The sequence below is a fragment of the Agrobacterium tumefaciens genome, from assembly GCF_013318015.2.
Lineage (GTDB): Bacteria > Pseudomonadota > Alphaproteobacteria > Rhizobiales > Rhizobiaceae > Agrobacterium > Agrobacterium tumefaciens.
The window spans coordinates 1,172,953-1,199,695 of the sequence record NZ_CP115841.1; the positions used below are offsets into that span (position 1 = coordinate 1,172,953).

Annotated in this window: 26 protein-coding genes and 1 tRNA gene; 11 read left to right on the plus strand and 16 right to left on the minus strand. The window is 58.2% G+C overall.

Annotated features, from left to right (window positions below):
• Window position 1: 1 nt before the first annotated feature.
• Window positions 2-1,054 carry a LacI family transcriptional regulator gene (locus tag G6L97_RS05885; protein ID WP_111783051.1) on the minus strand — a complete coding sequence of 351 codons (1,053 nt, stop codon included), beginning with the start codon at window positions 1,052-1,054 and terminating at the stop codon, window positions 2-4.
• A 499-nt stretch (window positions 1,055-1,553) separates the two neighbouring features.
• Between G6L97_RS05885 and G6L97_RS05890 the strand changes: the two genes are divergently transcribed.
• The 3 genes from G6L97_RS05890 (at window position 1,554) to G6L97_RS05900 (ending at window position 5,693) form a co-directional block, all read left to right on the plus strand.
• Window positions 1,554-4,019 carry a beta-mannosidase gene (locus G6L97_RS05890; protein ID WP_174002804.1) on the plus strand — a complete coding sequence of 822 codons (2,466 nt, stop codon included), beginning with the start codon at window positions 1,554-1,556 and terminating at the stop codon, window positions 4,017-4,019.
• A 123-nt stretch (window positions 4,020-4,142) separates the two neighbouring features.
• Window positions 4,143-5,174, plus strand: coding sequence for an L-glyceraldehyde 3-phosphate reductase (gene mgrA, locus G6L97_RS05895; RefSeq protein WP_111783050.1), 1,032 nt, complete (start codon window positions 4,143-4,145; stop codon window positions 5,172-5,174).
• A 192-nt stretch (window positions 5,175-5,366) separates the two neighbouring features.
• Window positions 5,367-5,693, plus strand: coding sequence for an RcnB family protein (locus G6L97_RS05900; RefSeq protein ID WP_003515287.1), 327 nt, complete (start codon window positions 5,367-5,369; stop codon window positions 5,691-5,693).
• Window positions 5,694-5,761: 68 nt separating this feature from the next.
• On the opposite strand, the gene gndA is transcribed toward G6L97_RS05900, so the two are convergent.
• From gndA to ccoG, 5 genes are all read right to left on the minus strand, one after another.
• Window positions 5,762-7,192, minus strand: coding sequence for an NADP-dependent phosphogluconate dehydrogenase (gndA, locus tag G6L97_RS05905; RefSeq protein ID WP_003515289.1), 1,431 nt, complete (start codon window positions 7,190-7,192; stop codon window positions 5,762-5,764).
• A 158-nt stretch (window positions 7,193-7,350) separates the two neighbouring features.
• Window positions 7,351-7,509 carry a cbb3-type cytochrome oxidase assembly protein CcoS gene (gene ccoS, locus G6L97_RS05910; RefSeq protein ID WP_003515291.1) on the minus strand — a complete coding sequence of 53 codons (159 nt, stop codon included), beginning with the start codon at window positions 7,507-7,509 and terminating at the stop codon, window positions 7,351-7,353.
• A complete protein-coding gene (locus tag G6L97_RS05915) occupies window positions 7,506-9,797 on the minus strand; it encodes a cation-translocating P-type ATPase (protein WP_111783049.1) in 2,292 nt (763 codons plus the stop codon). The genes ccoS and G6L97_RS05915 overlap by 4 nt, the downstream gene beginning before the upstream one ends.
• Window positions 9,794-10,294, minus strand: a complete 501-nt coding sequence (locus tag G6L97_RS05920) for a FixH family protein (protein WP_003515295.1) — start codon at window positions 10,292-10,294, stop codon at window positions 9,794-9,796. Before G6L97_RS05920 ends, G6L97_RS05915 begins: the two co-directional genes overlap by 4 nt.
• On the minus strand, window positions 10,291-11,874 hold the full coding sequence (ccoG, locus tag G6L97_RS05925) for a cytochrome c oxidase accessory protein CcoG (RefSeq protein ID WP_111783048.1): 1,584 nt from the start codon (window positions 11,872-11,874) through the stop codon (window positions 10,291-10,293). Before ccoG ends, G6L97_RS05920 begins: the two co-directional genes overlap by 4 nt.
• Before the next feature lie 119 nt (window positions 11,875-11,993).
• Between ccoG and G6L97_RS05930 the strand changes: the two genes are divergently transcribed.
• Both G6L97_RS05930 and G6L97_RS05935 read left to right on the plus strand, forming a co-directional pair.
• Complete coding sequence (locus G6L97_RS05930; RefSeq protein ID WP_065658536.1) at window positions 11,994-12,398, plus strand: SRPBCC family protein; 405 nt, start codon at window positions 11,994-11,996, stop codon at window positions 12,396-12,398.
• A gap of 11 nt (window positions 12,399-12,409) precedes the next feature.
• Window positions 12,410-12,766 carry a VOC family protein gene (locus G6L97_RS05935; RefSeq protein WP_111783309.1) on the plus strand — a complete coding sequence of 119 codons (357 nt, stop codon included), beginning with the start codon at window positions 12,410-12,412 and terminating at the stop codon, window positions 12,764-12,766.
• Between the two features lie 48 nt (window positions 12,767-12,814).
• Here the strand turns inward: G6L97_RS05935 and ccoP are convergent, their stop codons facing one another.
• The 5 genes from ccoP to cobU form a co-directional block, all read right to left on the minus strand.
• A complete protein-coding gene (ccoP, locus tag G6L97_RS05940) occupies window positions 12,815-13,678 on the minus strand; it encodes a cytochrome-c oxidase, cbb3-type subunit III (protein ID WP_003515305.1) in 864 nt (287 codons plus the stop codon).
• A gap of 3 nt (window positions 13,679-13,681) precedes the next feature.
• A complete protein-coding gene (locus G6L97_RS05945) occupies window positions 13,682-13,834 on the minus strand; it encodes a CcoQ/FixQ family Cbb3-type cytochrome c oxidase assembly chaperone (protein WP_003502810.1) in 153 nt (50 codons plus the stop codon).
• A 12-nt stretch (window positions 13,835-13,846) separates the two neighbouring features.
• A complete protein-coding gene (gene ccoO, locus G6L97_RS05950; protein ID WP_003515307.1) occupies window positions 13,847-14,578 on the minus strand; it encodes a cytochrome-c oxidase, cbb3-type subunit II in 732 nt (243 codons plus the stop codon).
• Between the two features lie 10 nt (window positions 14,579-14,588).
• Window positions 14,589-16,211: a cytochrome-c oxidase, cbb3-type subunit I gene (gene ccoN, locus G6L97_RS05955; RefSeq protein WP_080798490.1), complete on the minus strand. Its 1,623-nt coding sequence runs from the start codon at window positions 16,209-16,211 to the stop codon at window positions 14,589-14,591.
• Between the two features lie 243 nt (window positions 16,212-16,454).
• Window positions 16,455-16,976, minus strand: a complete 522-nt coding sequence (gene cobU, locus G6L97_RS05960) for a bifunctional adenosylcobinamide kinase/adenosylcobinamide-phosphate guanylyltransferase (protein ID WP_111783047.1) — start codon at window positions 16,974-16,976, stop codon at window positions 16,455-16,457.
• A gap of 505 nt (window positions 16,977-17,481) precedes the next feature.
• Between cobU and G6L97_RS05965 the strand changes: the two genes are divergently transcribed.
• Entirely contained in the window at window positions 17,482-18,174 is a 693-nt protein-coding gene (locus G6L97_RS05965; protein ID WP_013636176.1) for a DUF599 domain-containing protein, read from the plus strand.
• A 69-nt stretch (window positions 18,175-18,243) separates the two neighbouring features.
• A complete protein-coding gene (locus G6L97_RS05970) occupies window positions 18,244-19,209 on the plus strand; it encodes a heparan-alpha-glucosaminide N-acetyltransferase (RefSeq protein WP_003515315.1) in 966 nt (321 codons plus the stop codon).
• 159 nt (window positions 19,210-19,368) lie between these two features.
• On the opposite strand, the gene G6L97_RS05975 is transcribed toward G6L97_RS05970, so the two are convergent.
• Both G6L97_RS05975 and mgtE read right to left on the minus strand, forming a co-directional pair.
• Window positions 19,369-19,755, minus strand: a complete 387-nt coding sequence (locus G6L97_RS05975) for a MerR family transcriptional regulator (protein WP_003515319.1) — start codon at window positions 19,753-19,755, stop codon at window positions 19,369-19,371.
• Between the two features lie 85 nt (window positions 19,756-19,840).
• Window positions 19,841-21,268: a magnesium transporter gene (gene mgtE, locus G6L97_RS05980; RefSeq protein ID WP_111783046.1), complete on the minus strand. Its 1,428-nt coding sequence runs from the start codon at window positions 21,266-21,268 to the stop codon at window positions 19,841-19,843.
• Between the two features lie 370 nt (window positions 21,269-21,638).
• Here mgtE and G6L97_RS05985 point away from each other — a divergent pair, with 370 nt between their 5' ends.
• Genes G6L97_RS05985 through G6L97_RS05995 form a run of 3 tightly spaced genes read left to right on the plus strand, consistent with a single transcriptional unit; the run spans window position 21,639 to window position 24,770 of the window.
• Window positions 21,639-23,942: an FdhF/YdeP family oxidoreductase gene (locus G6L97_RS05985; protein WP_111783045.1), complete on the plus strand. Its 2,304-nt coding sequence runs from the start codon at window positions 21,639-21,641 to the stop codon at window positions 23,940-23,942.
• A gap of 13 nt (window positions 23,943-23,955) precedes the next feature.
• The gene (locus G6L97_RS05990) at window positions 23,956-24,258 is read left to right on the plus strand and encodes a hypothetical protein (RefSeq protein ID WP_111783044.1); all 303 of its coding nucleotides are present in this window, start codon (window positions 23,956-23,958) and stop codon (window positions 24,256-24,258) included.
• 17 nt (window positions 24,259-24,275) lie between these two features.
• Complete coding sequence (locus G6L97_RS05995) at window positions 24,276-24,770, plus strand: peptide deformylase (RefSeq protein WP_174002806.1); 495 nt, start codon at window positions 24,276-24,278, stop codon at window positions 24,768-24,770.
• Window positions 24,771-24,773: 3 nt separating this feature from the next.
• On the opposite strand, the gene G6L97_RS06000 is transcribed toward G6L97_RS05995, so the two are convergent.
• Window positions 24,774-25,202: an OsmC family protein gene (locus G6L97_RS06000; protein WP_111783042.1), complete on the minus strand. Its 429-nt coding sequence runs from the start codon at window positions 25,200-25,202 to the stop codon at window positions 24,774-24,776.
• 121 nt (window positions 25,203-25,323) lie between these two features.
• Here G6L97_RS06000 and G6L97_RS06005 point away from each other — a divergent pair, with 121 nt between their 5' ends.
• Window positions 25,324-25,491, plus strand: coding sequence for a Thivi_2564 family membrane protein (locus G6L97_RS06005; RefSeq protein ID WP_003502827.1), 168 nt, complete (start codon window positions 25,324-25,326; stop codon window positions 25,489-25,491).
• A gap of 77 nt (window positions 25,492-25,568) precedes the next feature.
• Here the strand turns inward: G6L97_RS06005 and G6L97_RS06010 are convergent, their stop codons facing one another.
• On the minus strand, window positions 25,569-25,994 hold the full coding sequence (locus G6L97_RS06010; protein WP_003515332.1) for a PAS domain-containing protein: 426 nt from the start codon (window positions 25,992-25,994) through the stop codon (window positions 25,569-25,571).
• Window positions 25,995-26,553: 559 nt separating this feature from the next.
• Window positions 26,554-26,638: transfer RNA gene (locus G6L97_RS06015), tRNA-Leu, on the minus strand.
• Window positions 26,639-26,743 lie beyond the last annotated feature (105 nt).

Sequence of the window (26,743 nt, forward strand, 5' to 3'; positions counted from 1 at the left end):
ATCAAGGCTTCGGCGCCATTGAGGACCAGACCGGGCGGCTGATGCTTTGCAGCGTTTCTGGCGGCGCACCGTTGATGCGTGCCAGCAGAGCCTTGGCAAGCTCCCTGCCCGCAAGTTTTATGTCCTCGTTGACTGTGTGGATTTGCGGCTGGATCCAGTTCAGGAATTCGGCGGACTGTTTCGACACGATATCGATATCCTTGCCGATCCTGACACCGGCTGCCTCAAACCCCGCCACAAGCGCAATCGTGCTGCTGCCGCTGATGGAGACAATGCCGTCAGGGCCATCGTCTGATTGCATCAGGCGCTTGCCGAAATCGCGGATTTTGTCGAGCGGCGTCTCGATGGTGATGGCATCCAACGGGAATTCGGAAACGCCGAAATCCCTGATACCGCGGGTGAACCCCTTGCGGGCGTGGTCGTGGAACGCAAACCGCGATGGCGGCACGATGATGGCGATCCTCTTTCGCCCACATTGCGCCAGCCGCTCCACGGCCTCATAGGCATAAGCCTCGTTATCGAAATCGTGATAGGCGTGCTCAATGCCCATGTCGGACCGCCCATGGGTAACGAAGGGCATTTTGCGCTCCGTCATGAAACGGACGCGCGGATCGTTCGGCTCGATTTTGGAGATAATGACCCCGTCCGCCGAACCGGTTTCGAGAATGTAGCGGATCGGCACCATGGAATCCTTGGCGTGGGTGTGAGGGGTAACGACGAGGTGATATTGCGTCGTCGCAAGAACCTCGGTGATGCCGAATACCATCTGGCTGGTGAAGCCCATCAATTCCTCGTCGACGCTCAGCACCAGCGCGATCACATTGGTCTTGCCGGTGCGAAGGCGCACACCAGCTCGGTTCGGCTGGTAACCGATCTGCTGGGCAATCAGCCGCACGCGCTCCTTGGTTTCCGCGCCGATGTCAGGCGCATCCTTCAGCGCGCGTGACACGGTGGTGATGCCAAGACCCGTCATGTAGGCGATGGTCTTCAAGGTCGGGCGCTCGCCCGTTGTCGCCTTCGCTTCGTCCCTGCCGGAATTACCAGTATCGTTCATGTCATTTCGCCACGCTTTGCAGAACAATAATCATAGATAGCTTTTTGTTTCTTGCAAAGGCAAACGTCGCCGGTCGCCGTCACACCCGATCCGGTCTTCGGGCCTTTGGCTATAACGATGTAGGTCGTGAAAAATATCGAACAGACTTATCCCGGATTACCGACCTTACGCGCTCTCGAAAATTCTGCTCGAGAGAGAAACAATGCCAATAAACTAGATTAATTAGTATCAATAATTAATTGATATTTATAAATAAAAGTCAATAGATATCAAGGCATCCGTACCCGTGGTTTTCCAATAGTACCAACGGGCATTTTTCGCGCATGAAGTTTCACTCCGAAGACATGACGGAACGATTGTTTTACGGTAACGTTGCCGGAGGGAGGAGATTGCCGAGCTGAGGGAGCTGGATAACGGCTGGCTGGCGGGCATGCATCTTCCCCAGATTCCGACACAAGCCTGCGTCATAATGGCCAGCTTATCCTATTTGAATTCGTCCATGCAGGGTCCCATCATGATTTCTTCCTCCACGCCCGAAACCGTCATCGATCTGGCCGGGCTCTGGCGCCTGACCTCGCTGGAAGGAGACCATACGACCGACCTTACCGTGCCGGGAGACGTTCACAGCGCACTCAAAAACGCGGGCATCATTCCAGACCCCTATCACGGTGCCAATGAAAATGCGGTGCAATGGGTCGCGCATCGGGACTGGATCATAGAGCGGACCTTCATCCTCGATGACGCCGATGCCAGCTGGTATCTCGATATAGATTATCTCGACACCGTCGCGATCGTCTTCGTCAACGATGTCCCGGTCTTGAGTTCGGACAATTGCTTCCGACGTTACCGTCCCGATGTGTCTCGCGCCGTGCGGCCCGGTGAAAACACCATTCGTATCCATTTCCACTCCAACATCGCAGCCGGGGCGGAACGGCAGGCGCGACAACCTTTTTACATTCCCCATCATGAGGGCAACTCGCCGATTGCCAACGGCAACATGTTGCGCAAGCCACAGTGCCATTTCGGCTGGGACTGGAATATCGCGATCGCTCCGCTCGGCCTTTATGGCAAAATCCTGCTGAAGCGCCTCGATACGGCACGGGTCGAACACGTCGTCACCTCACAACATCATGTCGAGGGCGGCGTCGAGCTGCATGTGGCAATCACGCTGTTTGCCGAAGGTCCGGCGAGCCTTCCGCTCTATCTTTCCCTCAACGACGAAAGGCTGCGGCTTGATTGCGGCGTGGGTGCGGGTGAGACGGTGGTGCGCCACGTCTTCTTCGTAGAAGAGCCCGCGCTCTGGTGGCCGGCGGGCAGCGGCGAACAGACGCTCTACACGTTGGCGGTGGAGTTGCCGGATGAAACCGTCACCCGCAGGATCGGCTTCAGGACCATTGAACTTCTGACGGACAAGGATGAGGCAGGTAGCCGATTTGCCTTCCGCATCAACGGCCGGGAAATCTTCTGCCGTGGCGCGAACTGGATTCCATCCGATGCGCTTTATTCGCTGACCAGCCGCGAAAAAACCGAAGACCTTCTATGTTCGGCCGTCGAGGCCAATATGAACATGATCCGCGTCTGGGGCGGCGGGTTTTACGAGGAAGACTGGTTCTACGATCTCTGTGACCGTCTCGGTCTTCTGGTCTGGCAGGATTTCATGTTCGCCTGCAACCTTTACCCCTGCAGCGAAGACTTTCTCGACAATGTCGAACACGAGGTCGACTATCAGGTAAAACGCCTGTCCTCCCATCCGTCCATCGCGCTCTGGTGCGGCGACAACGAATTGGTGGGTGCCCTCACCTGGTTCGAGGAGCCCCGCAACAACCGCGACCGTTATCTCGTGGCTTACGACCGCCTCAACCGCACTATCGAAAAGGCGCTGAAAAAAGCCGCCCCCGAAGCACTCTGGTGGCCCTCCAGCCCGGCTTCAGGCTACCTCGATTATGGTGATGCCTGGCATGCGGATGGTTCCGGCGACATGCATTACTGGTCCGTCTGGCACGAAAACAAATCGTTCGACAATTACCGCTCGGTCAAACCGCGCTTCTGCTCTGAATTCGGTTTTCAGTCCTACACCTCCATGCCTGTCATCCGCACCTATGCGGAAGAGAAAGACATGAACATCGCCTCCCCGGTGATCGAACTGCACCAGAAGAATGTCGGCGGCAATGAGCGCATTGCTGGCACCATGTTCCGCTATTTCCGCTTTCCGAAGGATTTCGAAAATTTCGTGTATCTGAGCCAGGTACAGCAGGCGCTGGCCATCCGAACCGCGGTCGACTACTGGCGCTCGCTGAAACCCCATTGCATGGGAACGCTCTATTGGCAGCTCAACGACACCTGGCCGGTTGCCTCATGGTCGAGCCTGGATTACGGCGGCGGCTGGAAGGCGCTGCATTATGCTGCCCGCCGGTTCTTCCAGCCGGTCTCGGTTTCCGCCATTCCCTCGGAAGACGGACGCCGGTTAAGTTTCTCCATGGTCAACGACACGGCGGAAGATGTCGAGATCGACATGAATATTGTCGCCCTCACGATGGAGGGTAACCGCGTGCCGCTGAAATCCGCCAACGGCACGTGCGCAACGGACAAGGCTGCGACGCTGACAGAAATCGACATGGACAGCCTGCCTGATGGTTCCATCCTTGCCTGGAACTTCATAGCATCCAACGGCATGACAGGCGAAGGCCATCATGTGCGCGACACCTACAAGTCTCTGGAGCTCCAGCCCGCTGGGCTGACGTTCTCCACTGCCACATTGAAAAACGGCCAGCTCGAAATCGATGTCACCGCAGCCGGTCTTGCCCTCTTCGTCATGCTGGAGGCCGATCAGCCCGGGCGTTATTCCGACAATCTGTTCGATCTCGCAGCGGGCGAAACACGCCGGATCATCTTCACCCCGAAGGCGGGCAGCGGGCAGCCGCAGTTCCGTATCTTCGATCTTTATACCTGCCAATCCTCGCATTGAAACCACGCGGCGAAAGGCTTAACCATCCTTAGCGGAACGGCAGGCAACGTTGCGCCTGCCCTCATCTTTCAAAGGTTTGCCGGCTTCTCCGGCAACCATTCATCAGCAAGTGGAGGAAGACCCATGGTTTGGCAACCGGCCGAAAACCGATATACATCCATGAAATACAATCATTGCGGAAAGACTGGCCTGAAGCTGCCGGCGATCTCGCTCGGGCTGTGGCACAATTTCGGCAACGACACACCGCACCAAACCAAACAGGCCATTTGCCGCCGCGCCTTTGACCTTGGCATTACCCATTTCGATCTCGCCAATAATTACGGTCCACCGCCTGGCAGCGCCGAAACCGCCTTCGGCGAAATCCTGAAGACGGATTTTAGAGGCTACCGCGATGAAATGATCATCTCGTCCAAGGCGGGCTATAACATGTGGCCCGGTCCCTACGGTGAGTGGGGCAGCCGCAAATATCTGATATCGTCCTGCGACCAGAGCCTGAAGCGCATGGGGCTGGACTACGTTGATATCTTCTACTCCCACCGTTTCGATCCCAACACGCCGCTTGAGGAAACCTGCGGCGCACTGGACCAGATCGTGCGCTCGGGCAAGGCGCTCTATGTCGGCATCTCGTCATACAACTCGAAACGCACCCGTGAGGCCGCCGCGATCCTGAAAGATCTCGGCACGCCCTGCATCATCCACCAGCCGAGCTACTCCATGATCAATCGCTGGATCGAGGAAGACGGTCTGGTCGAAACGCTGGAAGATCTTGGCATTGGCTCCATCGTCTTTTCGCCGCTGGCGCAGGGCATGCTGACGACGAAATATCTGGGTGGCGTGCCTGATGGTAGCCGTGCATCGCAGAGCAAGTCACTCAACCCCGCCTTCCTCAACGAGCGCAATGTCGAAAACATCCGCGCGCTCAATCGCATTGCCGAGCGGCGTGGCCAAACGCTCGCGCAGATGGCTATCGCCTGGGTACTGCGCGGTGGTCGCATCACGTCGGCGCTCATCGGTGCGAGCCGTGTCGAACAGGTCGAGGATTGCGTGAAGGCGCTCGACAATGCCGACTTCTCCACAGAGGAGCTTGCGGAAATCGACGGTTACGCGAAGGACGCGGATATCAACCTCTGGGCAAAATCCGCTGAACGCGTCTAATACTTGAAACAGGCTGCCCGGTTTCCAACGGGCAGCCTGATCGACGCAAAAACTGGACTGAAATCTCCAACAGAAAGATTAACGTCCCCGTCTAACCATTAACAACCATTACATAAATGTAATTTTAAATTCAGTTTCCGTTCATTCGTTTATTCGTAAGTTCTCCTTATCGAAACACGAGAGGAAACATTCATGAAAAAGTTCGTCACCATTCTTCTGGCTGCAACTGTTCTTGCTGCTCCAATGGCCCAGGCACAAAGCCGCCACGACGATCGTCATCGCGGTGTAACCGTCGAGCGTCACACGACCACCAAAAAGGTCATCGTCAAGAAGCACCGTTGGGATCGCGGTCAGCGCCTCTCGCCAGCAGAGCGTCGTCATTTCGTCGACCGCCGCGACTATCGCCGTTACCGCCTGGCAGAGCCGCGTCGCGACCAGCGCTGGGTACGCGTCGACAACCAGTTCCTGCTCATCAACGCCGTCACCGGCCTGATCGTCGGCCTTTCTGCGGCACGCTGAGTAAATCGACGGATGATATGAAAAAGGCCCGCTTGCGCGGGCCTTTTGTCGTTTATCGTTATAGCCGATCAGAAAATGTCGGCGCCGCTGCCCCACGGGCCATGCGGCTTGTCGACACCGTCGGTGCGTTCGAAGCCATGCGCCCCGAAGAAATCGCGCTGCGCCTGAATAAGGTTTGCGCTGCCGCGGGCGCGACGATAGGCGTCGAAATAACCAAGCGCGGAAGCGAGTGCCGAAACCGGCAGACCGGAGAGAACCGCGTAGGAAACGACACGGCGCAGGGCGGCGTCGGTGTCCTTGACGATGCCGGAGAAGGCAGGCGTCACGATGAGGTTGGCCACATGCGGATCCTTGGTGAAGGCCGAGGTGATCTCATCGAGGAATTCTGAGCGGATGATGCAGCCGGCGCGCCAGATGCGGGCGATCGTCGGCATCGGCAGGTTCCAGTTGAACTCCTTCGATGCGGCCGACATGACGGCAAAGCCCTGTGCGTAAGCACCGACCTTGGCGGCCAGAAGCGCGCTTTCCAGATCGGCGATAAAGGCCTTTTTGTCAGCCGGTGCAGCTGCAACGGTCGGCAGGCCGAAGATCTTCTCGGCAGCTTCGCGCTCGTCCTTCTGCGACGACAGGATACGGGCAGCCACGGCGGCCTCGATGGCAGTTGCGGCGACGCCCATGTTCTGCGCCTCGATAACCGACCACTTGCCTGTGCCCTTCTGGCCGGCCTTGTCGAGGATCAGATCGACCATCGGCTTGCCGGTGATCGGATCGGCAGCGCGCAGAACCTTCTCGGTGATTTCGATCAGGTAGGAGTTGAGACGGCCCTTGTTCCATTCACCGAATACATCGGCGATTTCAGACGCACTCATCTTCAGGCCGTCACGCAGGATGCCGTAGATTTCGGCGATCATCTGCATGTCGGCATATTCGATGCCGTTATGGATCGTCTTGACGAAATGACCGGCACCGTCGTTGCCGAGCCATGCCACGCACGGATCGTCATTATACTTGGCGGAAATGGAGGTCAGAACCTTCTCGACGCGCTTCCAGCTATCTTCGGTACCGCCGACCATGATCGACGGTCCGTGACGCGCACCTTCTTCACCGCCGGAAACGCCCATACCGATAAAGGTCAGACCGCTATCCTTCAGATTGTCGAAACGGCGGATCGTATCGCGGAAATTCGCATTGCCGGCGTCGATCATGATGTCGCCGTTCGAGAGATGCGGCTTCAGGATTTCCATCTGCTGGTCAACCGGATCGCCGGCCTTGATCATGATAATGATCGGGCGCGGAGGACGAATGGCGGCGACGAATTCCTCGATGGTTTCGCAAGGGATCAACTGCCCCTGCAAGTCCCCAGCCTCGGCGTAGAATTTTTTCGTCGCTTCAGGGGTTCGGTTGAATACGGCAATCTTGTTGCCCTTTTCCGCGATGTTCAACGCCAGGTTCGAGCCCATGACGCCGAGACCGATCAAACCGATTTCTGCCTGTTCCACGGATGTGCCTCCATCTTGCTTTTAGGTGGTCGTGTTGTGGCACTGTAATGAACAAACGGCAAGGCTAGGGGCGACTGAAACGATTAAATTTTGATGACGCAAATCAGCTTTGCATATTTGCGACAGGTCGGGGGAAGGTCGTAACCAATGCTCCTCCCCTAGGAAGGTCGTGGCCGGTCGTCGCCATCGTCCAGCGCTCGCCAGGCAGCGCCGTCCATATCCTCATATTGCCCTGATCGCACCGACCAGAGGAAGGCGAAAAGCCCGAGCGCTCCGAGAAACAGGGCGACGGGGATGAGATAGATCAACATGTTCATGCCGGTTGCGCCCCCTCGCCCGCAAATCCGGTCGGCACGCTCTGTTGCGCAGAAACGGCTTCAGCCGTTCCGGCAAGACGCAGCGCATTTGCAACAACGATGAGCGACGATGTCGACATGGCGATGGCCGCGATCATCGGCGTCGCATAACCGGCAATCGCAATCGGCACGGCAATGACATTGTAGCCGATGGCAAGCGCGAAGTTCTGCCGGATAAGCCGTCCGGCCCGCCGCGATGTCTCGATGGCGACAGGAACGGCATCCAGATTCTCGTGCATGAACACGAAGTCGGCGGCCTGCCGGCCGATATCGGCGGCTGTTGCCGGTGCCATCGAAACATGTGCTGCAGCCAGCGCCGGCGCATCATTGATACCGTCGCCCACCATCAGAACCTTGCGTCCCTCGCCTGCCAGTGCCCCACAGCGCCCCGCCTTGTCTTTCGGCGACAGGTCGGCGTTCCATTTCGCAATGCCCAGACGCTGCGCCATGGCCTTCACGGCCGGGACCCGGTCACCGGACACGATTTCCAGCACCAGTCCTCGCACAGAAAGGCTGCGCAGTGCCTGTACGGCGCCAGGACGCGGATTGTCCTCGAAACCGAAACTCGCCAGATACCCGCCGTCAAGCGAAAGCACCACTTCCGATCGCGCGTCGCCGTTTTCCATTTGCGATTCATCCGGGCAGGCAAAACGGCGGTTGCCAAGCCGGTAGGTTCCCGCCGGCGTGAGAGCCTCAACACCGGAGCCGGGAATTTCACGCACCGCTTCGTAGACCGGTAAAATTCCGCCATAGGCTGCATGCAGGGCTTTGGACAGCGGATGGCGTGAATGGGCGGCGAGGCCAGCCGCAATCGCCATCGTGGCGGGGTTCACGTCGCCGGTTTCCACCAGTCGCGGCTTCCCGACCGTCAAGGTACCTGTCTTGTCGAACAGCACGGTGTCGATTTCGGCCAGTCGCTCCATCGCCGAGCCTTCCTTGACCATGATGCCATGACGGAAGAGCCGGCCTGCCGCCACAACCTGCACCACCGGAACAGCAAGGCCAAGCGCACAGGGGCAGGTGATGATGAGAACCGCAATCGCGATCAGCATCGCCTGCTTCCAGTCACCGCCCAAAACGCCCCAACCGAGAAAGGTCATGAGAGCAAGAAGATGTACGACGGGCGAATAATAGCTCGCGGCACGGTCGGTAATCCGCCGATAGCGCGCCCGCCCCCCTTCCGCCGCCTCCATCAGCCCGATCACTTCCGACAGAAACGAATCCTTTGCCGATGCGGTCACCCGCGCGGCGAGCGAACCGGTGAGATTGAGCGTGCCTGCCTGAAGCAGATCACCCGCCTCCACCCGACGCGGCGCGCTTTCGCCGTTGACAATGGACATGTCGAGATCGCTGCTTCCGCTAATGACCATCGCATCCACCGCCACCCGGTCACCGGCAGCAATCGCAATCGTCATACCGGGTAGCACATCGCCAAGCGGGCGATATTCCCGCGTTCCGTCCTCACCGATAACGGTTGCGCCGCGTGGTGAAAGCCGGGCCAGGCCTGCAATTGCCGAGCGCGCCCTGTCACGCATGATATGGTCAAGCGTGCGGCCGATCAGCAGGAAGAACAGCAGCGACACGGTCGCGTCAAACCACGCATGTTCGCCATGATGAATCGTCTCCCACAGCGAGATTGCGTAGGATAGCGTGATGGCGAGCGCGATCGGCACATCCATATTGGTGCGGCCATGCTTCAGCGCATTCCAGGCCGACTGATAGAAGAACCGGCCGCCATAGATCAGCGCCGGCGCGGCAATCATCGCCGAAATCCAGTGGAACATGTCACGCGTCGCGGCATCGGCCCCGGACCAGACAGACACGGATAGAAGCATGATATTGGCGGAAGCAAAGCCGCACAGCGCCACCGCCCTGATCAGTTGCGAGCGCAACACGTCCGAAGCATCCTGTCCGCTCGCGAAAAGATGCGTCCGGTATCCGGTTGCAAGGATTGCGCGGGCAAGTTCGGCGGGATCTGTCCTGATGCCATCGACATACTCTTTCCAGACAATCGCCACCCGTTTTGAGGACAGGTTCACGCGCGCCTGCTCCACCTGGCGGAGACGGCGCAGCGCCGTTTCGATGGTGGTGATGCAGGCGCCGCAATAAACGCCGGGCACGCTGAGATCTGTCTGGCGCAGCCCCTGCCCCAGATCGCGGCTTGCCAGCATCAGCTCCTCTGATGATGGTGGGTTGACCGGTTCGCCGAGTTGAAGCGACCCTTCCGTTCCCGGTGCACAGCAGCTCATTGACGCCCCCTGATCACCGCGATCCGCGTGCCTTCATGCACGATGATCCTGCCGTCTTTTACGGCAGTGACCTCGACGATCCATTGGCCGGGCAGCATGTCATGCGGGCCGGTGAAGACCCCGGTAGACACCGGGGTCAGCTCCATGTCGAAATTCTGGTGCTCGCCGACCGGCCGGCGAAAACGCGCCGTTACCGAATCCGTATCCACAGGGCCGGTATCTGGATGAAACACCTCGTAGCGCACGGTCTTTTCATCCACCACCAGCCTGCCCTTGATGCCGGTGGCGGCCCTTGCCTTGGCGGCCTCGGCCTTGGCGTTGAACTGCTGGCTGGCAACATAGGTATTGGGCACCACCAGCCCGCTCCAGCTGGTGACAGCGTTCCAGGCCATCACCATGTTGACGGTGATGACGATGCCGAAAAACATCACCATAACACCCAGCATATGCCAGCCGGTGAAAATGAAACCGGACGTCTGGCGATTGGTCGTTGTCATTTTTTCACTCCCGGAGCGTTGAAGACGGCGTCGTAACGGGCCGTCTCATGGCCGCCCGTATCGCTGACGATGAATTCGAAATTTTCAGCAGCCCGTGCGACGTGACTGCCCGGCAGGGTGACGAACACCTTCAGCGTTGTCGCCTCGTCCGGTTCCACCATCACCTCGAAGCTGCGAGAGGCTGCATCCGGCACGCCGTTTATCTTCATTACCGCACTTGGAATGCCCTCTATCGTCAGGCTCATTAGGCGCGGTTGCGGCACCATGTTGAGGATGCGAACGGTATACCCGTTGCGGATCGAGCCATTCGATTCCAGCACATATTGCGGGTTGCGGTCGTGCAGCACATTCAGAGCCAGCCGCTCGCGCGTCACCAGCGCAAACAGCAAGCCGATGCCGACTGCAGCCCATATTGCCGTGTAAAGAAGCGTGCGCGGGCGAAAGACGATGCGCCAGTCGAAATGGCGAATGCTGTTTTTGAACCCGCCGTCCTCGTCGCGCACATTCGCAGGCCGGATTGCGTGCTGGCCGTTGCCGGTCGCAAGCGCCATGTTGGACTGGTATTCGGACAGCGTCGCATAGGCGATCAGCCCGCGTGGCTTACCAATCTTGTCCATCACCCCATCGCAGGCATCGATACAGAGCGCGCAGGTGATACATTCCAGCTGCTGCCCGTCTCTTATGTCGATGCCCATGGGACAGACTGCGACACAAGCATTGCAATCGACGCAATCGCCAACGCTCTCCCCTGTGGCCGCAGCCTTTTTGGCGTGCCTCGTGCGAGGTTCACCGCGCCAGTCATTATACGTCACGACCAGCGAGTTCTCATCCAGCATCGCCGCCTGAATGCGCGGCCAGGGACACATATAGGTACAGACCTGCTCCCGCATCAGCCCGCCGAAAACATAGGTCGTGGCGGTGAGTATCGCGACGGTCGTATAGGCGATCATCGGTGCCTGCCCCGTCATGAACTCTCTCGCCAGCGTCGGCGCATCGGCAAAATAGAAGATCCATGCCCCGCCGGTCAGAACGCCGATCACCAGCCAGATTGCGTGTTTCATCACCCGCTTGCGCAGCTTACCGAAAGTGAAAGGTGCTGCATCGAGCTTCATGCGGGCATTCCTGTCGCCCTCGATCGCCCGCTCGACGACCAGAAACAGGTCCACCCAGACGGTTTGCGGACAGGTATAACCACACCACGCGCGTCCCACGGCGGAGGTTATGAGAAACAACCCCAGACCCGCCATGACCAGCAATCCCGCGACGAAAAAGAACTCCTGCGGCCAGATTTCGATGAAGAAGAAATAAAAGCGCCGGTTGGCAATATCGATCAGCACCGCCTGGTCGGGCGCATAGGGACCGCGATCCCAGCGCAGAAACGGCGTCAGATAATAAATGCCGAGCGTGACCAGCATGACCAGCCACTTGAACCGCCGGAACCGGCCCTCCGCGCGCTTCGGGAAAATTTTCTTGCGCGCTTCATAAAGGGGTTTACGCGTTTTTGCGGAATTGACAGCCTCCGCTTCCAGCCTTTCGACGGGCTGTTGCGGGCGGTCCTGTCCGACGGGATAGATGTTCATGATTGCAGTCCGTTTTTATCTCCTTGCTTTCTCCCATCTCACCGGCGAAACATCCTTGACTTACATCAAGCGCGGACAAAGTGGCGCAGCCTGCGGCCTGCATTAACAGGGAGGATGAGATGCCAGTCATGCAGTCAAAAATCATTCATCTGTCGGTGGAAAAACCATGGAGCCATGTCTTTGATTTCGCCTCCGACCCGCAAAACATGCCGCACTGGGCCGCCGGTCTAGCAGGCGGTCTTAAACCAGACGGCGAGGACTGGATCGCCGATGGCGGCCCGCTGGGTGAGGTCCGCGTCAATTTCGCGCCCTTAAACGAATTCGGCGTGATAGACCACGTCGTGACATTGCCGGATGGCATGAAGGTGTATAACGCGCTGCGGGTAACACCGAATGGCAGCGGTGCCGAAGTGAGCTTTACCCTGCTTCGCCTGCCGGACATGACGGACGAGGATTTCGAACGGGATGCGGAGATGGTCCGGGTCGATCTGGAAACACTGAAGTCGCTGCTCGAAACGGATTGAAGGATAAAACGATGACCACGAATACGAATGACCGGCGCATCGACTATGTCGAATTCAACGTCGCCGATATCGAGCGCAGCAAGGAATTTTACGGCGGCGCTTTCGGCTGGTCCTTTAAGGATTACGGCCCGCAATATTGCGAGTTTTCCGATGGCCGGCTGACCGGCGGTTTCACCACCACGGCACCCGTGTCAGCCAAGGGTGGACCGCTTGTCATTCTTTACGCCGCCGATATCGAGAATGCGCACCGGCGTGTCGAGGCAGCCGGTGGGCAGATCAGCGTCGCCATATTCGCCTTTCCCGGCGGACGCCGTTTTCATTTCACCGATCCGGATGAATACGAACTGGCCGTCTGGTCTGATCGATAAGAAAAAGGGCCGCATCGAGCGGCCCTTTCCATTTGTTGACTGTGACGTTCACTCGCCACCGCCCAGCGAGTGCACGAAGATCGCAAGCTGCTTGACCGTGGTATCACCAAGCCGTTCACCCCAGGCGGGCATGACCCCGTGTTTTGGCGACCGTATCTGCGCAACGATCCCCTGCTCGCCACTGGCCTTCAGCCAGATCGCGTCGGCCAGGTTGGGCGCGCCGAACTCGCGGTTGCCCTTGGCGTTCTCACCGTGGCACGAGGCGCAATTGTCGGCGAAAATCTGTTTACCGGGTTCTACGAGTGCCGGGTTGGAAGGCGTTCCTGTCAGGCTGACCACATAGGCGGCGACCTCGCGGATTTCCTCGGACTTGAGGATATCGCCGAAGGCCGGCATTTCCGACAGGCGCGTATCGGGATCGTCGGCAAAACGAATGCCGTGCTTTACCGTCGTATAGATATCCTCGACGCTGCCTCCCCACATCCAGTCATCGTCGTTGAGGTTGGGGTATCCCTGCCCGCCTTCCGCACCCGAACCGTGACACTGGATGCAATTGACCTTGAAGGCGGCGGCACCGCCGGAAAGGGCAAATTGCCTTAGCGTCGGATCGGCCTCAATCTCGGCGAGCGAGGAACTGGCGATTCTGTCGGAATAGACGCTCTGCGCCTGTTTGGCGTCCGCCATATCGGCGGCGATCTCGGAACGGCTGCTCCAGCCGAGCAACCCTTGCGTTGCGCCATTGATCAGCGGCCATGCCGGATAGGCGATGGTGTAGCCGATGGCCCAGAGGATCGTGAAGTAGAAGGTCCAGACCCACCAGCGCGGCATCGGATTGTTAAGCTCGCGAATACCGTCCCATTCATGGCCGGTGGTTTCGACGCCGCTGATGTCATCAATGTGTTTTTCGGACATATCCTAGTCCTCCTTAAGCGGAATGCTGGCGGCGTCGTCCGCAGCTTTTTTCGATCCGGGACGAAGGGTGAAAACGACGACGCCGGCGAAGAACAGGGTCATGGCAAGCAGGCCCCAGCTATCGGCGAAGTGGCGCATGGCCGTGTAGGTTTCCATCGTGTTGCCTCCTCACCGATATCCGGCGGCATCGTCATAGGTCGAGAAATCGACCAGCGTGCCGAGCATCTGCAGATAGGCAACCAGCGCATCCATTTCGGTAAGCTTGGCTGGATCGCCATCGAAATCGCCGACTTTCGCTTTCGGGTAACGCGCCAGAAGCTCGGTCGTATCGGCGTTCGGATCGGCCTGCGCGTGAAGATCAGCCGCTGATTTCTCGATCATCTCGTCGCTATAGGGCACGCCAACGGCGCGGTTAGCCTTCAGCTCCATCGAGATATCCGTAATCTTCAACGGCGTGGTTTTAAGGAACGCGTAGGACGGCATGATCGACTCCGGCACGACGGAGCGCGGATCGGCCAGATGCTGCACGTGCCATTCATTCGAATAGCGGTCGCCTACGCGTGCGAGGTCCGGCCCCGTGCGCTTGGAACCCCACTGGAACGGGTGGTCGTACATGGATTCCGCCGCCAGGCTGTAATGCCCGTAACGCTCCACCTCGTCGCGGAACGGCCGGATCATCTGGCTGTGGCAGACATAACATCCCTCGCGGATGTAGATGTTGCGTCCGGCCAGTTCCAGCGGCGAGTAGGGCCGCATGCCCTCCACCTTCTCGATAGTGTTTTCGAGATAGAAAAGCGGCGCGATTTCCACGATACCGCCGATTGAGACGACGAGCAGCGAGCCGACCAGAAGCAGTGTGGCGTTGCGTTCGATGACGCCGTGTTTGTCGAGTATGGACATCGGCCTCTCCTTATTCAGCGGGCTGCAGCGAAGGTGCGGCGTCATTGCGGACGCCCTCCTCGCGGTGACGACCGAGGATGGTCATGGTGACGTTGTAGGCCATGATCAGCGCGCCACTGAGGAACATCAGGCCGCCCAGCGCACGCATCACGTAATAGGGGAACAGCGCTGCGACCGATTCCGCGAAGGAATAGACGAGGAAACCCTGCGTATCGTATTCGCGCCACATCAAGGCCTGCTGGATGCCGGCCACCCACATCACGGCGGCGTAGATGACGATGCCGATCGTGGCGAGCCAGAAGTGCCAGTTGACCAGTTGCAGGCTGTAGAGACGATCCCTGCCCCACAGTTTCGGCGTCAGATAATAGATGGCACCGAAGGTGATCATGCCGTTCCAGCCGAGAGCGCCGGAATGCACGTGGCCGATGGTCCAGTCGGTATAGTGGCTGAGCGAGTTGACAGCCTTGATCGACATCATCGGACCCTCGAAGGTCGCCATGCCGTAGAAGGCCACCGCCATTACCATCATACGAACGATGGGATCGGTGCGGATCTTGTCCCATGCGCCCGATAGCGTCATCAGGCCATTGATCATGCCACCCCAGGACGGCATCCACAGCATGATCGAGAACACCATGCCGAGCGTCTGCGCCCAGTCCGGCAGCGCCGTATAGTGCAGATGGTGCGGACCGGCCCAGATATACATGAAGATCAAAGCCCAGAAGTGGATGATCGACAGGCGGTAGGAATAGACCGGGCGGTTGACCTGCTTGGGAATGAAATAATACATCATGCCGAGGAAGCCGGCGGTGAGGAAAAAGCCGACGGCGTTATGGCCGTACCACCATTGCGTCAGCGCATCCTGCACGCCCGAGAAAGCGGAGTAGCTCTTGACGCCGAGGAACGACACCGGAATGGCGAGGTTGTTGACGATATGCAGCATGGCGATCGTCACGATGAAGCTCAGATAGAACCAGTTTGCCACATAGATATGCGGCTCCTTGCGCGTCAGGATCGTGCCGAGAAATGCGAGGAGATAGGCGACCCAGACTATCGTCAGCCAGATATCGACATACCATTCCGGCTCGGCATATTCGCGGCCCTGCGTGATACCAAGCAGATAGCCAGTGGCAGCCATGACGATGAAGAGGTTGTAGCCCCAGAAGACGAACCAGCCGAGATTGCCGCCGAACAGGCGTGCGCGACAGGTTCTCTGCACCACGTAAAATGACGTGGCAATCAGCGCATTTCCCCCGAAAGCGAAGATCACCGCGGAGGTGTGCAGCGGCCGCATCCGGCCGAAATTGAAATAGGGCGCGATGTTGAGATCGGGAAAGGCAAGCTGAAGCGCCACCACGACCCCGACCAGAAACCCGACCACGCCCCAGAACACGGTAGCGACGACGCCGTATTTCACGACCTCATCGAAATATTCGGATTTCAGCCGGGCGCGCGCGGCCTGATCGACAGGCGCGAAAGAAACACGGCGCAGCAGAAGCACCGTGCTGACCAGAAGCGTAAAGAACAGCACCCACATATGGGCGGCGAAAAGACTGTCGTGAGCGAAAGCAGCCCCGAGCAGCGCGAGAAAAGCCCCAAGGGCCACGATCGCGGTTTCTAACGTGTAATTCATTGTTGGTTTCCCCCAACGTGCAAGTAGACCGACGAAAGGCTTGGCGCGCGCTTTACGAAGCGGAAACGGGCCTTTGCGTCGGTTGGAGCATTGCCACCGGCGTGGGGAAGCCACCTTGATCCAGATCAAGAAAGAGAAGCTGTCGCAGCACCGGCAAAACCGAGCCGGGATTTGGCGATAAAAAGTACATAGAAACTGAAAGAACGGACGCCGACGCGCGACACCGGCTTTATAGGGCTTGCGTCAGCCCTTCATTTTCAGCGGCAGCCCGGCTGCGACGAAATAGACTTCATCGACGATGGCCGCGACGCGCTGGTGTAACCTTCCGGCGTGATCGCGGAATTCGCGCGCCATGCGGTTTTCCGGCACGATGCCAAGGCCGACCTCGTTAGAGACGAGAATCAGTTTCGCCTTGGTGGACGCGATTGCCGCTGCCAGGGTGGCGAACGCCGTCTCGATATCGGCGTTCTCCATCATAAGATTGGTGAGCCACAATGTCAGGCAGTCGATAAGGATAACATTGTCCGGCGCATCCAGCCGCGCGAGCACGGCAGCGATATCAACGGGCGCCTCGTGTGTCGTCCACTCCTCGCCGCGCCGGGCCTGATGATGGTCGATGCGATCGCGCATCTCGTCATCCCATGCCCGGCCGGTGGCCAGATAATGCAGGTGCCCGTCGGCTTTGCCCGCAAGGTCCTCGGCAAAACGGGACTTGCCGGAGCGCGCGCCGCCTAGAATGAAAACGGAGCGGTTTTTATCTGTCATGAAGAACCTGGAAGAAAAGAATAAGACGGACCGGCATCATTGCGGTGTCGCAAGCCAGAGACAGCCGTACATGAAGGGAACGATTCGTAGAAAAAGGCGTCCCCCGGTTACTCATGCCGGACTGCCGATGATACCGGGTCGGAGACGACAAAACCTGTCCGCACGATGCGGGACATTGACAGCCTTGGCAACTCCGGATGCCGGAAACACCGGTCCTGACAAAAAGCTAGGTGCGAACGGTCATTCTGTCAATCGGCGAGCGGTGTCTACGAAAAATCAAGCGGAACCGGTACGCAAAACCTTGACCCGGAACCGGCAGACCTTTCCGTCCGCGACGGGATTGATAAAGCCACTTGGTTACCGGAACGTTAGCAGAAAACGAAATGACGAAGCTGCAACGCGGCGGGAGAATGTTCGCCCATGGAGGCCGCTGCCATTGCCTTGCCATGGCCTTCAAATCAATATGGCCGCGAAGATTCGCAAACAGCAAGGTGACCTGCCCGTGATGACCGTCATGGACTATATCTCGATCGTCGTTTTTATCGTGTTATGGGCCACCTATACCCACCTCACGACGGGAACGACGCTGTTTTCGCGAACCAGCCTCAATCAGGCCATGGCGGAGCGTCGACGCGACTGGATTTACAATTCTCTCAAACGCGACTTGAAGATGATCGACACACAGATCATGGCGGGTTTGCAGAATGGTACCGCTTTTTTCGCGTCTACCTCGATCTTTGCTATCGGCGGCTGCTTTGCTCTTCTGGGGGCGACAGATCGGGTCGAAACCGTGTTTCGCGACCTGCCCTTCGTGCAGTATGCCGGGCGCACGGCCTTCGAACTGAAGGTCATGGGGCTAACCTGCCTTTTCGGCTACTCGTTTTTCAAGTTCGGCTGGTCCTACCGCCTGTTCAATTATTGCACGATCCTGTTCGGTGCCATACCCATGGTCCATGATGTCAACGCGGATCGCGACGCTGCCGAGCGTGCCGCTGAAAACGTCATAAAGATGAACATCATCGCTGCTAAGAACTTCAATGATGGGCTGCGGACGATCTTCCTGTCGATCGGTTATCTCGGCTGGTTCATCAGCCCCTATGTCTTCATCGCAAGCACGGTCATCATCATAGTGGCGCTGTTGCGCCGCCAGTTCTTCTCCGAGGCCCGCCGCGCCATCATGGACAGGCCCGGGCCTTGAAATAGCCTTACTTCACGGGCCAAGCCCTTGTGTAGACAACGGCTTCAGACAGCTGAAACAGCAGGAATTATGGAAACAGAAACAGCTGCAATCGACACCCGCCGCAAAGGCCGCATGGGCGGTCTCGATACACTGCGCGGGCTGGCGCTCATCGCCATGGCGTCTTACCACTTCACATGGAATCTGGAGTATTTCGGCTATCTGGAGCCGGGTACGGCAACCACCGGCCTGTGGAAGCTTTATGCGCGCGCCATTGCCAGCTCGTTCCTGTTCCTCGCCGGTTTCAGCCTGTTTCTCGCCCATGGCAAAGCCATAAACTGGCCGTCCTTCGGCAAGCGTTTTGCAATGGTGGCGGGCTCGGCGCTGCTCATCACCATCGCTACCTATGTCGCCTTTCCGGATAGCTTCATCTTTTTCGGAATCCTGCACAACATAGCCGCTGCAAGCCTTGTCGGGCTGCTGTTCCTGCGGGCCCCCCCGCTGGTGACGCTGCTTTTCGCGGCTCTTGCCTTTGCGCTGCCGCAATACGTCCAGTCGGATTTTTTCAACAGCAAATGGCTGGCATGGGTCGGTTTCTCCACCATGCCGCCGCGCTCGAACGATTATGTGCCGCTCTTGCCGTGGCTCGCGCCCTTTCTTGCCGGACTTGCGGTTTCGCAATTCGTCACACCGCGCAGCTGGCTGGACCGTTTTCGCAACCCAAGCTCCCCCCGCAATCTGATAGCAACAGCGGGCCGTCACAGCCTTGCCTTTTACCTCATTCATCAGCCGGCGCTGATTGGCCTCGTCTACGCGGTATCACTTGTGGCACCGCCTCCTCCTGTCGACCAGGTGGAGCTTTACAAATCGAGCTGTGAAAAAAGCTGCGTCCAGCAGGCTAACGGGCAGGAATTGTGCCAACGTTTCTGCGGCTGCACGCTTGAAAAGCTGCAAGCGGAAAGCCTGTTTGACATCATGATGGAAGGCAAGCTCAGTGCGGAGCAGCAGACGAAAGTCAGCGACGTGGCGCAACAGTGCACGGTTGAGGCGCAGTAAAGAACGACACACGCCCAATCTACGCTCGGCGTCATTCTCGGGCTTGACCCGAGTATCTATCCACGTCGCGTAAAATCAAAAGCATGACGGAGTGAGAGGTTTTCCTCTCCGCGGGAAATCCAGGGCCATCACGTCAAGCGCGACGGCGGGAAACCTGCATCAGGTCCCTACGCCGATTTCGGCAAGGCGCGTAAGGCAGGCCTCTTCGACATTGTCGAGTTCAGCCAGCGTCTCTTCGATGTCCTTGCGCTTTTGCCTGAGATCGGCGCGCTTCTCATCGACCTTCTTCATCAGAAGCACAAGCTGGCCTGATTCGCCCGGCGGCTCCTTGTAGACGTGAATGATCTCGCGAATTTCTGCGATCGTGAAACCGATACGGCGGCCGCGCAGGATTTCCTGAATGAGACGCCGATCCGCAGACCTGAAAAGCCTCGTACGCCCGCGTCGCTCAGGGTGAATGAGGCCCTCATCCTCGTAAAATCGCAAGGTGCGGGTGGAAACACCGAATTCGCGCGTCAGTTCGGTTATGCTATAATACTTGTCCAAGGGCCTATCCGATTCATAACCGGACAATTATTATTTGACCTTCACGTAAAAGTCAATTTTTCCTGCCGCTTTCGCCTGTTCTGGCCTATCCCGAAATACCGTACCACCAGGTCGCGATGCCCAGAAACGAAAAAAAGCCGACAATGTCCGTTACCGCCGTCACGAAGACAGCAGAGGAAACGGCGGGGTCTGCCCCGAACCTGTCGAGAACCAGCGGAATGAGAATGCCTGCCAGCGCCGCCGCCAGCATGTTGAGACACATGGCGGCAGCAATGATTCCACCGATATGGACATCCTGGAACCACACGCCTGCAACGATGCCGATGGCACAGCCGAACAACAACCCGTTCAGGATGCCAACGCCCGCTTCACGCCTGATAATGCGGGCAGCGTTGTGAATATCTAGGCTTTTGGTAGCCAGCGCCCGCACGGACACGGTCATGGTCTGCGATCCGGCATTGCCGCCCATCCCGGCAACCGTCGGCATCAAAATCGCCAGCGCAATGATCTGCTGGATCGTCGCATCGAAAAGGCTGATGACGGAGGCAGACAGAAAGGCGGTAAGGAGGTTGACCGCAAGCCACGGCACACGCGAGCGCGAGGTGCTGGTGATGCTGTCAGACAGTTCTTCGTCGCCCACACCGCCAAGGCGCAGCAAATCCTCTTCGGCTTCTTCCTGAATGACGTCGACCACGTCATCGATGGTGAGCACGCCAACCAGACGGCCGTTATTGTCCACCACGGCGGCGGATAGAAGGTCGTATTGTTCGAAAAGTTGCGCCGCTTCTTCCTGGTCCATTTCGGCCGGAATGGAGTGGTTGGTCTCGTGCATGATCGTTTCGATCTTCACCTGACGCTTGGCGCGCAGCACCTTGTCGAGATCGAGAGCGCCGACTAGCTTGAACGTGGGGTCGATGACGAAGATCTGCGTGAAGGAATCCGGTAACTCCTCCTCCTCACGCAAATAATCAATGGTCTGTCCCACGGTCCAGAACGGCGGCACGGCAACGAATTCCGTCTGCATGCGACGGCCGGCAGAGCTTTCCGGATAATCCAGCGCCCGCATCAGCCGCACCCGTTCGGTGAACGGGAGTTGCGAGAGGATGTCCTCGCGGTCCTCGTCGTCGAGATCCTCGAGAATGTAGACAGCGTCGTCCGAATCCAGTTCGCCGATACCGGCAGCGATCTGCTCATTCGACATCTGGTCGACGATATCGAGACGGATGCCTTCATCCACCTCGGTCAGCGCCGTCATGTCAAAATCGGAACCCAGCAACCGCACGAGCGCGTGGCGCTGCTCCGGCATGATCGACTCCAGCACGTCGCCGAGTTCAGACTCATGCAGTCGCGCCACATTCTTGCGCAGGAAAAGCAGATCGCGGTCGGCAATCGCTGCCCCCACCATCGCCAGAAAGTCGGAGCGGACAGAGCCGTCCTCGGCGTAGATATCGGAGGGTGCCTCTGTCGGTTTCGACTCTTCGGGCGCGAGAAGATCGTCGTCACGGTCTGTCATCTGGCGTCCCCTTCTTTAAATGCCGCAGTGCACGAATTTGCAGGCAGAATGGCGTTAAAAAGTATATTGTCAACAACCGGATAGGTGAAAAACAACGGGCTTCGGAACTGCGACGAAAATGGCATGGAGCGCCCTTTCGCAAGACCATGATCGAAGAGCGCAGCACTCCATGATGATGCAGCGGCAGGCAGTGCACCTCAATCCGCCTAACGTCCGGAAAGCCCTTGCCGTTCCGTCGGAACCGGTAAGATAGAGATTGACATATGTCGCCCATAGACGATTCTGAAAGAGCTTTTTTTATATATGATTGGCCGTTGCCAAACGGTAAGTATCCCTGGGCGGCCAGGAAAATTTCAGGAAAATCACGACAATGAGCAAGACAGATTTCATCGGCAAGGCTTCCGCCGCCGCAGGTGGCTGGGGCGCGCTTAAAAGCGTTGGCAAACGGCTGATGGAATCCGGCGCGCCGATTTCCGGCGCACGCACGCTGCTGAAGGCAAACCAGCCGGATGGATTCGATTGCCCGGGCTGTGCATGGGGCGATCCGGAGCATGGCTCTTCCTTCGAATTCTGCGAAAACGGCGTCAAGGCGGTCGCTTGGGAAGCGACGGAAGCCCGGGTGCCGCCGGATTTTTTCGCCACCCGCACCGTCTCCGAACTGCGCGGCTGGTCTGACTACGATCTGGAAAAACAGGGCCGCCTCACCCACCCGATGCGTTACGACCGGGCGAGCGACAAATATCTACCGGTCTCCTGGGACGACGCCTTTGCCGAAATCGGCGGCGTTCTCAACAGCCTCGACAGCCCGGACCGGGCGGAATTCTACACATCCGGCCGCGCCTCCAACGAGGCAGCCTTCATCTATCAATTGATGGTTCGGCTTTACGGCACGAACAATTTTCCCGACTGCTCCAACATGTGCCACGAGGCAAGCGGTGTCGGCCTGAAAGCCTCGATCGGCGTCGGCAAGGGCACGGTGCTCCTGGAAGACTTCGAGCAGGCAGACGCGATCTTCGTAATCGGCCAAAATCCTGGCACGAACCACCCGCGCATGCTGGGCGACCTGCGCCGGGCAGCGCTTCGCGGCGCGAAAATCGTCGTCCTAAATCCGATCAAGGAAAAGGGGCTGGAGCGCTTCGCCGATCCGCAGGACAAGATCGAGATGATCACCGGCGGCAACACCAAGATCGCCACCAACTATTACCAGCCCCGGCAAGGCGGCGACATGGCGGTGGTGCGCGGCATGAGCAAGGCGATCTTTGCAGCCGACGACGCCGCAAGGACTGCCGGAGAATCTGCCATCATCGATTACGACTTCATCGCCGAACATGCGGTCGAGTTCGAGGCTTATCGTGATGCCGTCGAGGCAACCAGCTGGGAAAGCATTCTCGACCAGTCCGGCCTCACCCGCGCAGAAATCGAAGAAGCCGCCCGCATCTACATGAATGCCGACTCAGTCATCGCCACCTGGGCCATGGGCGTCACCCAGCATCGCCACTCCGTCATCATGGTTCGCGAAATCACCAACTTCATGTTGCTGCGCGGCAATATCGGCCGCCCCGGTGCCGGTCTTTGCCCGGTACGCGGCCATTCCAACGTTCAGGGTGACCGCACCGTCGGTATCGATGAGAAAGCGCCGCCGGCGCTGCTAGACGCCCTGGAAAAAGAACTCGGCGTCGCCATGCCGCGCAAACCCGGCCACAACACCGTGGAGGCCGTAGCCGCCATGCTGGATGGCAAGGCGCAAACCTTCATCGCGCTCGGCGGCAACTTCATGCGGGCAACGCCCGACAGTCCGCTGATCGTCAAGGCTTTTGAAAATCAGAAACTGACGGTCAATATCGCCACCAAGCTGAACCATTCGCATCTGGTGCCGGGCGAAATCTCCTTCGTGCTGCCCTGCCTTGGCCGAACGGAAATCGACCGTAATTCTGCGGGCAAGCCGCAGATCGTCACGGTCGAGGATTCCATGAGCATGGTGCATGGTTCCGGCGGCATCAATCCGCCAGCCTCAGAAGAACTACGCTCCGAAGTCGCCATCGTTGCCGGCATTGCGCAAGCGACCCTTGGCAATGCGCAGGTCGACTGGAAAGCGCTTGCCGAGGATTACGATCTCATCCGAGACATGATCGAGCGGGTCATCCCCGGTTTCGACAATTTCAACGAACGCGTCCGCGTGCCGCGCGGTTTTCGCCTGCGCAACACGGCCTCCGAACGGGAATGGAACACGCCGACGAAAAAGGCCGTATTTTATAGCGGCCCGCTTCCCGAACAGACCGAGCATCAGCAGGCGCTCACGGGCGACAATCTTTTCGTGCTGCAGACATTCCGCAGCCACGACCAATACAACACCACGATTTACGGCATGGACGACCGTTATCGCGGTGTTTATGGCGAACGCCAGGTCATCTTCATGAATCCTGCGGATATGGAGGCGCTGGGCGCCCACTCCCGCCAGCGCGTCGATGTCATCGGCGAATATGGCGATGGCGTGGAGCGGATCGCCCAAAATTTCCGGTTGGTCCCCTACAATATTCCGCGCGGCAGTGTCGGCGGATATTATCCCGAACTGAACGTGCTGGTGCCGCTGTCAAGCTATGGCGAAGGCAGCTTCACGCCAACGTCAAAATCGGTACTCGTCTCCTTCCGCCTGCTTGCCGGTTCCGCCTCTTGAACAGGATGGCTTGATGGGTGAGGAACAATCTGCAGCGGCTTTCATGGCAGCGGTGGAGCAGGTCGTGCAAGGATCGTCGCAGGCGCTTTCGGCCACGGGCGCGGCAATTCTTCTGGCCATCAATATGGATATCGCTACCGACAGCCGCAGCATCGCCAATCGGCTGGGACTTGCGCATGCCCTCGTCCTGCGCGAAATCTCCACCCTGTCACCGCGCTTTGTGCGGGTGACGAAACGCGACGCCCGCACCCAGCGCAGTTGGCTGGAGGTCACAGCGGAGGGACAGGCGCTCGCCGCGCTATCCTCCCAAACCTGAAACGAACGGAGCATTCCTTGGCAATCAGGCCGATCCTGCCCTACCCCCATGCCGGTCTTTCCGAGATTTGCGCGCCGGTCACTGTTTTTGACGACCACCTGCAAGATCTGGTCACGGACCTGATCGACACCATGCGCGCCGCCCCCGGCGTCGGCATCACCGCGGCTCACATCGGTGTAAAACAGCGCGTCTTCGTGCTTGAGCTGACGCCGGGAACCGTGCTGACATACATCAATCCCGAAATCGTCAGTCACTCCGCGCAGACCATGCGGCATGTGGAAGGCAGCGTCTCAATGCCGGGCTTCACCGAAGAGGTGGAACGTCCGTCTGAGGTCGAGGTGAGGTTTCAGGACGTAACGGGCGTGGAACATCGAGAAAGCGCCAAGGGATTTCACGCCATCTGCATCAAGCACGAGATCGACCAGCTGGATGGTGTGTTCTGGCTGAAGCGCCTGTCGAAGCTGAAACGCGACCGGCTTGTGAAGAAATGGGAAAAATCCCGAAAGCCGTGACGATCAGCTAGCGATCGAAAGAGCAAAGTCCGCGTCGCCCTTCAAAGTGTTGCTGACGGTGCAGATATCTTCGGCCGCATGGGCAATTGCGGCGCGCGTCGCCTCATCGAAACTCCCGGCAATCTCCATCCTGATATCGAAACGAATGATGCGATAGGGCTCCTGCGCGGATTTCTCACCGGAAACGTCAATGAGCACGCTCTCGAAGTTGTCCAGCAACCCCAAGCGGCTCGCCGCAATCCGGGCGCTGAGCGCCAGGCATGCCGCAAGCGACGAATAAAGGAGGTCGATCGGATTGAAGCCCGGTTCAGAGACACCCGTAACAATTTCCAGGGCGCCGCCGGTCACTGTCGAAATCAGTGGGCGACCAAGCCGCCCGACCTTGGCGGTGGCGCCAACCGGCCTCAACTTCACCTTTCCACCATCTATCATTCAAATATTCCTAATTTAATCGCGTGCAACCAATCGCATGGAACCAAAACCTGTCTGGCGCTTTTTACTCACACAACGGTGAACGACCGTTGAACCTTTATTATACAGGGAGCTGGGACCTATGGTTACATCTACGCTCGTCAGCATTCTGATCACCTTCCTGGTGATCGTGCTCGTCTTGTGGCTCATCGCACGACTGCCCGTCGGCGGCGGCGCGAAACAGATCGCGCAAGTCATCGTCATCATCATCGGCATTATTTCGCTGCTGAAATATCTCGCCGTCTTCTGATATCACGGTAGCGTGCGAACAGAAAAAGGCGGCGAATGCCGCCTCTTTTTTGCGCCATTTTTCATGACACTCGATAGCTATTGGCGCGGCTCGAACTGGTAGGTTTTTTTGAGAGTGATATCACGAACGCTGCCGAGACCAAGAAACGGCGTATTTTCAGCATCGAAAATCGCCCTGCCCTTCGCCACGATCCAGCGGATAGAACCATCAGGCAGATGCACCTTGTAGCGCTGGTCGAAAAACACGCCGGTAGTGATGCTTTCGAAAATTGCCCGCGCCACCTGATCGCGCATTTCCACATCTATTCTTTCGAGAATATCCTCAATCGACACACCTCGCGATGCCACCGCTTCGGAAAAGCCATGACACTCCGCGGTGACGGTGTCCATGATCAACCTGTTGTCGGAAATGCTCCACATATAATAGCCGAGCGCATTGTCTGAATCCGCCTTGTCCCCCTGCACGAAAACCTCCAGACCTTTTTTTCTGACAAACGCTAACATCAGACCTCTAATATTCCACCCCTTGTTTTGAGGGGGTATTTAACCGGCTACTACAACGTGTATCGATATCCACCGAAATTTAATGGCGCCTGATCCGGATGCCGGTTTCGAAAGCACGATAATTTCCAAAAAAAGCGTCGCAAAGCCAACCGCTTGCACCTACATGACTGCAAGATGAAATGTCGAAGGATGCTCATATGCTGCGAACCGCTCTTACTTTTGGGTTGCTGTCGGCAACTGTCTTTCTAGCTGGCTGCCAGACGTGGCAAAGCCCTTATCGCGGAAACGAATGGCGGATGGACCAGGTCATGGATGGCGACCCCTACCGGGTCGGTGACGGCAATCGCGCGGGGAGACGCTAAGCCGCAAACATCTCATCCGAATGGCGGCAAGATCGATAATCTGACGCCCTGAAATTTTACAGCCCGGGCTGCCGAGACGAAACAAGTCGAAGTCGCCCGAGGCGTATCTAATCGACGTAACTGCTTCTTCTTTTTTGGGGAGGAGCAAAGCCAAACAATTGGCAGAAAAAGAAAAAACCCGCCGAAGCGGGTTTCTTTGGTGCGGTCGAGAAGACTCGAACTTCCACGGGTTGCCCCACAGCGACCTCAACGCTGCGCGTCTACCAATTCCGCCACGACCGCATCGTGGTAGGCGTCGACTTGCGCCGACGGGGGTGCATGTAGCAAAAGGATTTTGGGTGCACAAGAGCGTCGTGACAGTTTTTTGAAATTAAAAATCGGCCCGGC

Excerpts from the sequence above, each read along its gene's own strand:
- G6L97_RS05885 (WP_111783051.1), bottom strand. The coding sequence starts at position 1,054 with ATGAACGATACTGGTAATTCCGGCAGGGACGAAGCGAAGGCGACAACG.
- G6L97_RS05890 (WP_174002804.1), top strand. The coding sequence starts at position 1,554 with ATGCAGGGTCCCATCATGATTTCTTCCTCCACGCCCGAAACCGTCATC.
- mgrA (WP_111783050.1), top strand. The coding sequence starts at position 4,143 with ATGGTTTGGCAACCGGCCGAAAACCGATATACATCCATGAAATACAAT.
- G6L97_RS05900 (WP_003515287.1), top strand. The coding sequence starts at position 5,367 with ATGAAAAAGTTCGTCACCATTCTTCTGGCTGCAACTGTTCTTGCTGCT.
- ccoS (WP_003515291.1), bottom strand. The coding sequence starts at position 7,509 with ATGAACATGTTGATCTATCTCATCCCCGTCGCCCTGTTTCTCGGAGCG.
- G6L97_RS05915 (WP_111783049.1), bottom strand. The coding sequence starts at position 9,797 with ATGAGCTGCTGTGCACCGGGAACGGAAGGGTCGCTTCAACTCGGCGAA.
- G6L97_RS05920 (WP_003515295.1), bottom strand. The coding sequence starts at position 10,294 with ATGACAACGACCAATCGCCAGACGTCCGGTTTCATTTTCACCGGCTGG.
- ccoG (WP_111783048.1), bottom strand. The coding sequence starts at position 11,874 with ATGAACATCTATCCCGTCGGACAGGACCGCCCGCAACAGCCCGTCGAA.
- G6L97_RS05930 (WP_065658536.1), top strand. The coding sequence starts at position 11,994 with ATGCCAGTCATGCAGTCAAAAATCATTCATCTGTCGGTGGAAAAACCA.
- G6L97_RS05935 (WP_111783309.1), top strand. The coding sequence starts at position 12,410 with ATGACCACGAATACGAATGACCGGCGCATCGACTATGTCGAATTCAAC.
- ccoP (WP_003515305.1), bottom strand. The coding sequence starts at position 13,678 with ATGTCCGAAAAACACATTGATGACATCAGCGGCGTCGAAACCACCGGC.
- G6L97_RS05945 (WP_003502810.1), bottom strand. The coding sequence starts at position 13,834 with ATGGAAACCTACACGGCCATGCGCCACTTCGCCGATAGCTGGGGCCTG.
- ccoO (WP_003515307.1), bottom strand. The coding sequence starts at position 14,578 with ATGTCCATACTCGACAAACACGGCGTCATCGAACGCAACGCCACACTG.
- ccoN (WP_080798490.1), bottom strand. The coding sequence starts at position 16,211 with ATGAATTACACGTTAGAAACCGCGATCGTGGCCCTTGGGGCTTTTCTC.
- cobU (WP_111783047.1), bottom strand. The coding sequence starts at position 16,976 with ATGACAGATAAAAACCGCTCCGTTTTCATTCTAGGCGGCGCGCGCTCC.
- G6L97_RS05965 (WP_013636176.1), top strand. The coding sequence starts at position 17,482 with ATGACCGTCATGGACTATATCTCGATCGTCGTTTTTATCGTGTTATGG.
- G6L97_RS05970 (WP_003515315.1), top strand. The coding sequence starts at position 18,244 with ATGGAAACAGAAACAGCTGCAATCGACACCCGCCGCAAAGGCCGCATG.
- mgtE (WP_111783046.1), bottom strand. The coding sequence starts at position 21,268 with ATGACAGACCGTGACGACGATCTTCTCGCGCCCGAAGAGTCGAAACCG.
- G6L97_RS05985 (WP_111783045.1), top strand. The coding sequence starts at position 21,639 with ATGAGCAAGACAGATTTCATCGGCAAGGCTTCCGCCGCCGCAGGTGGC.
- G6L97_RS05990 (WP_111783044.1), top strand. The coding sequence starts at position 23,956 with ATGGGTGAGGAACAATCTGCAGCGGCTTTCATGGCAGCGGTGGAGCAG.
- G6L97_RS06000 (WP_111783042.1), bottom strand. The coding sequence starts at position 25,202 with ATGATAGATGGTGGAAAGGTGAAGTTGAGGCCGGTTGGCGCCACCGCC.
- G6L97_RS06005 (WP_003502827.1), top strand. The coding sequence starts at position 25,324 with ATGGTTACATCTACGCTCGTCAGCATTCTGATCACCTTCCTGGTGATC.
- G6L97_RS06010 (WP_003515332.1), bottom strand. The coding sequence starts at position 25,994 with ATGTTAGCGTTTGTCAGAAAAAAAGGTCTGGAGGTTTTCGTGCAGGGG.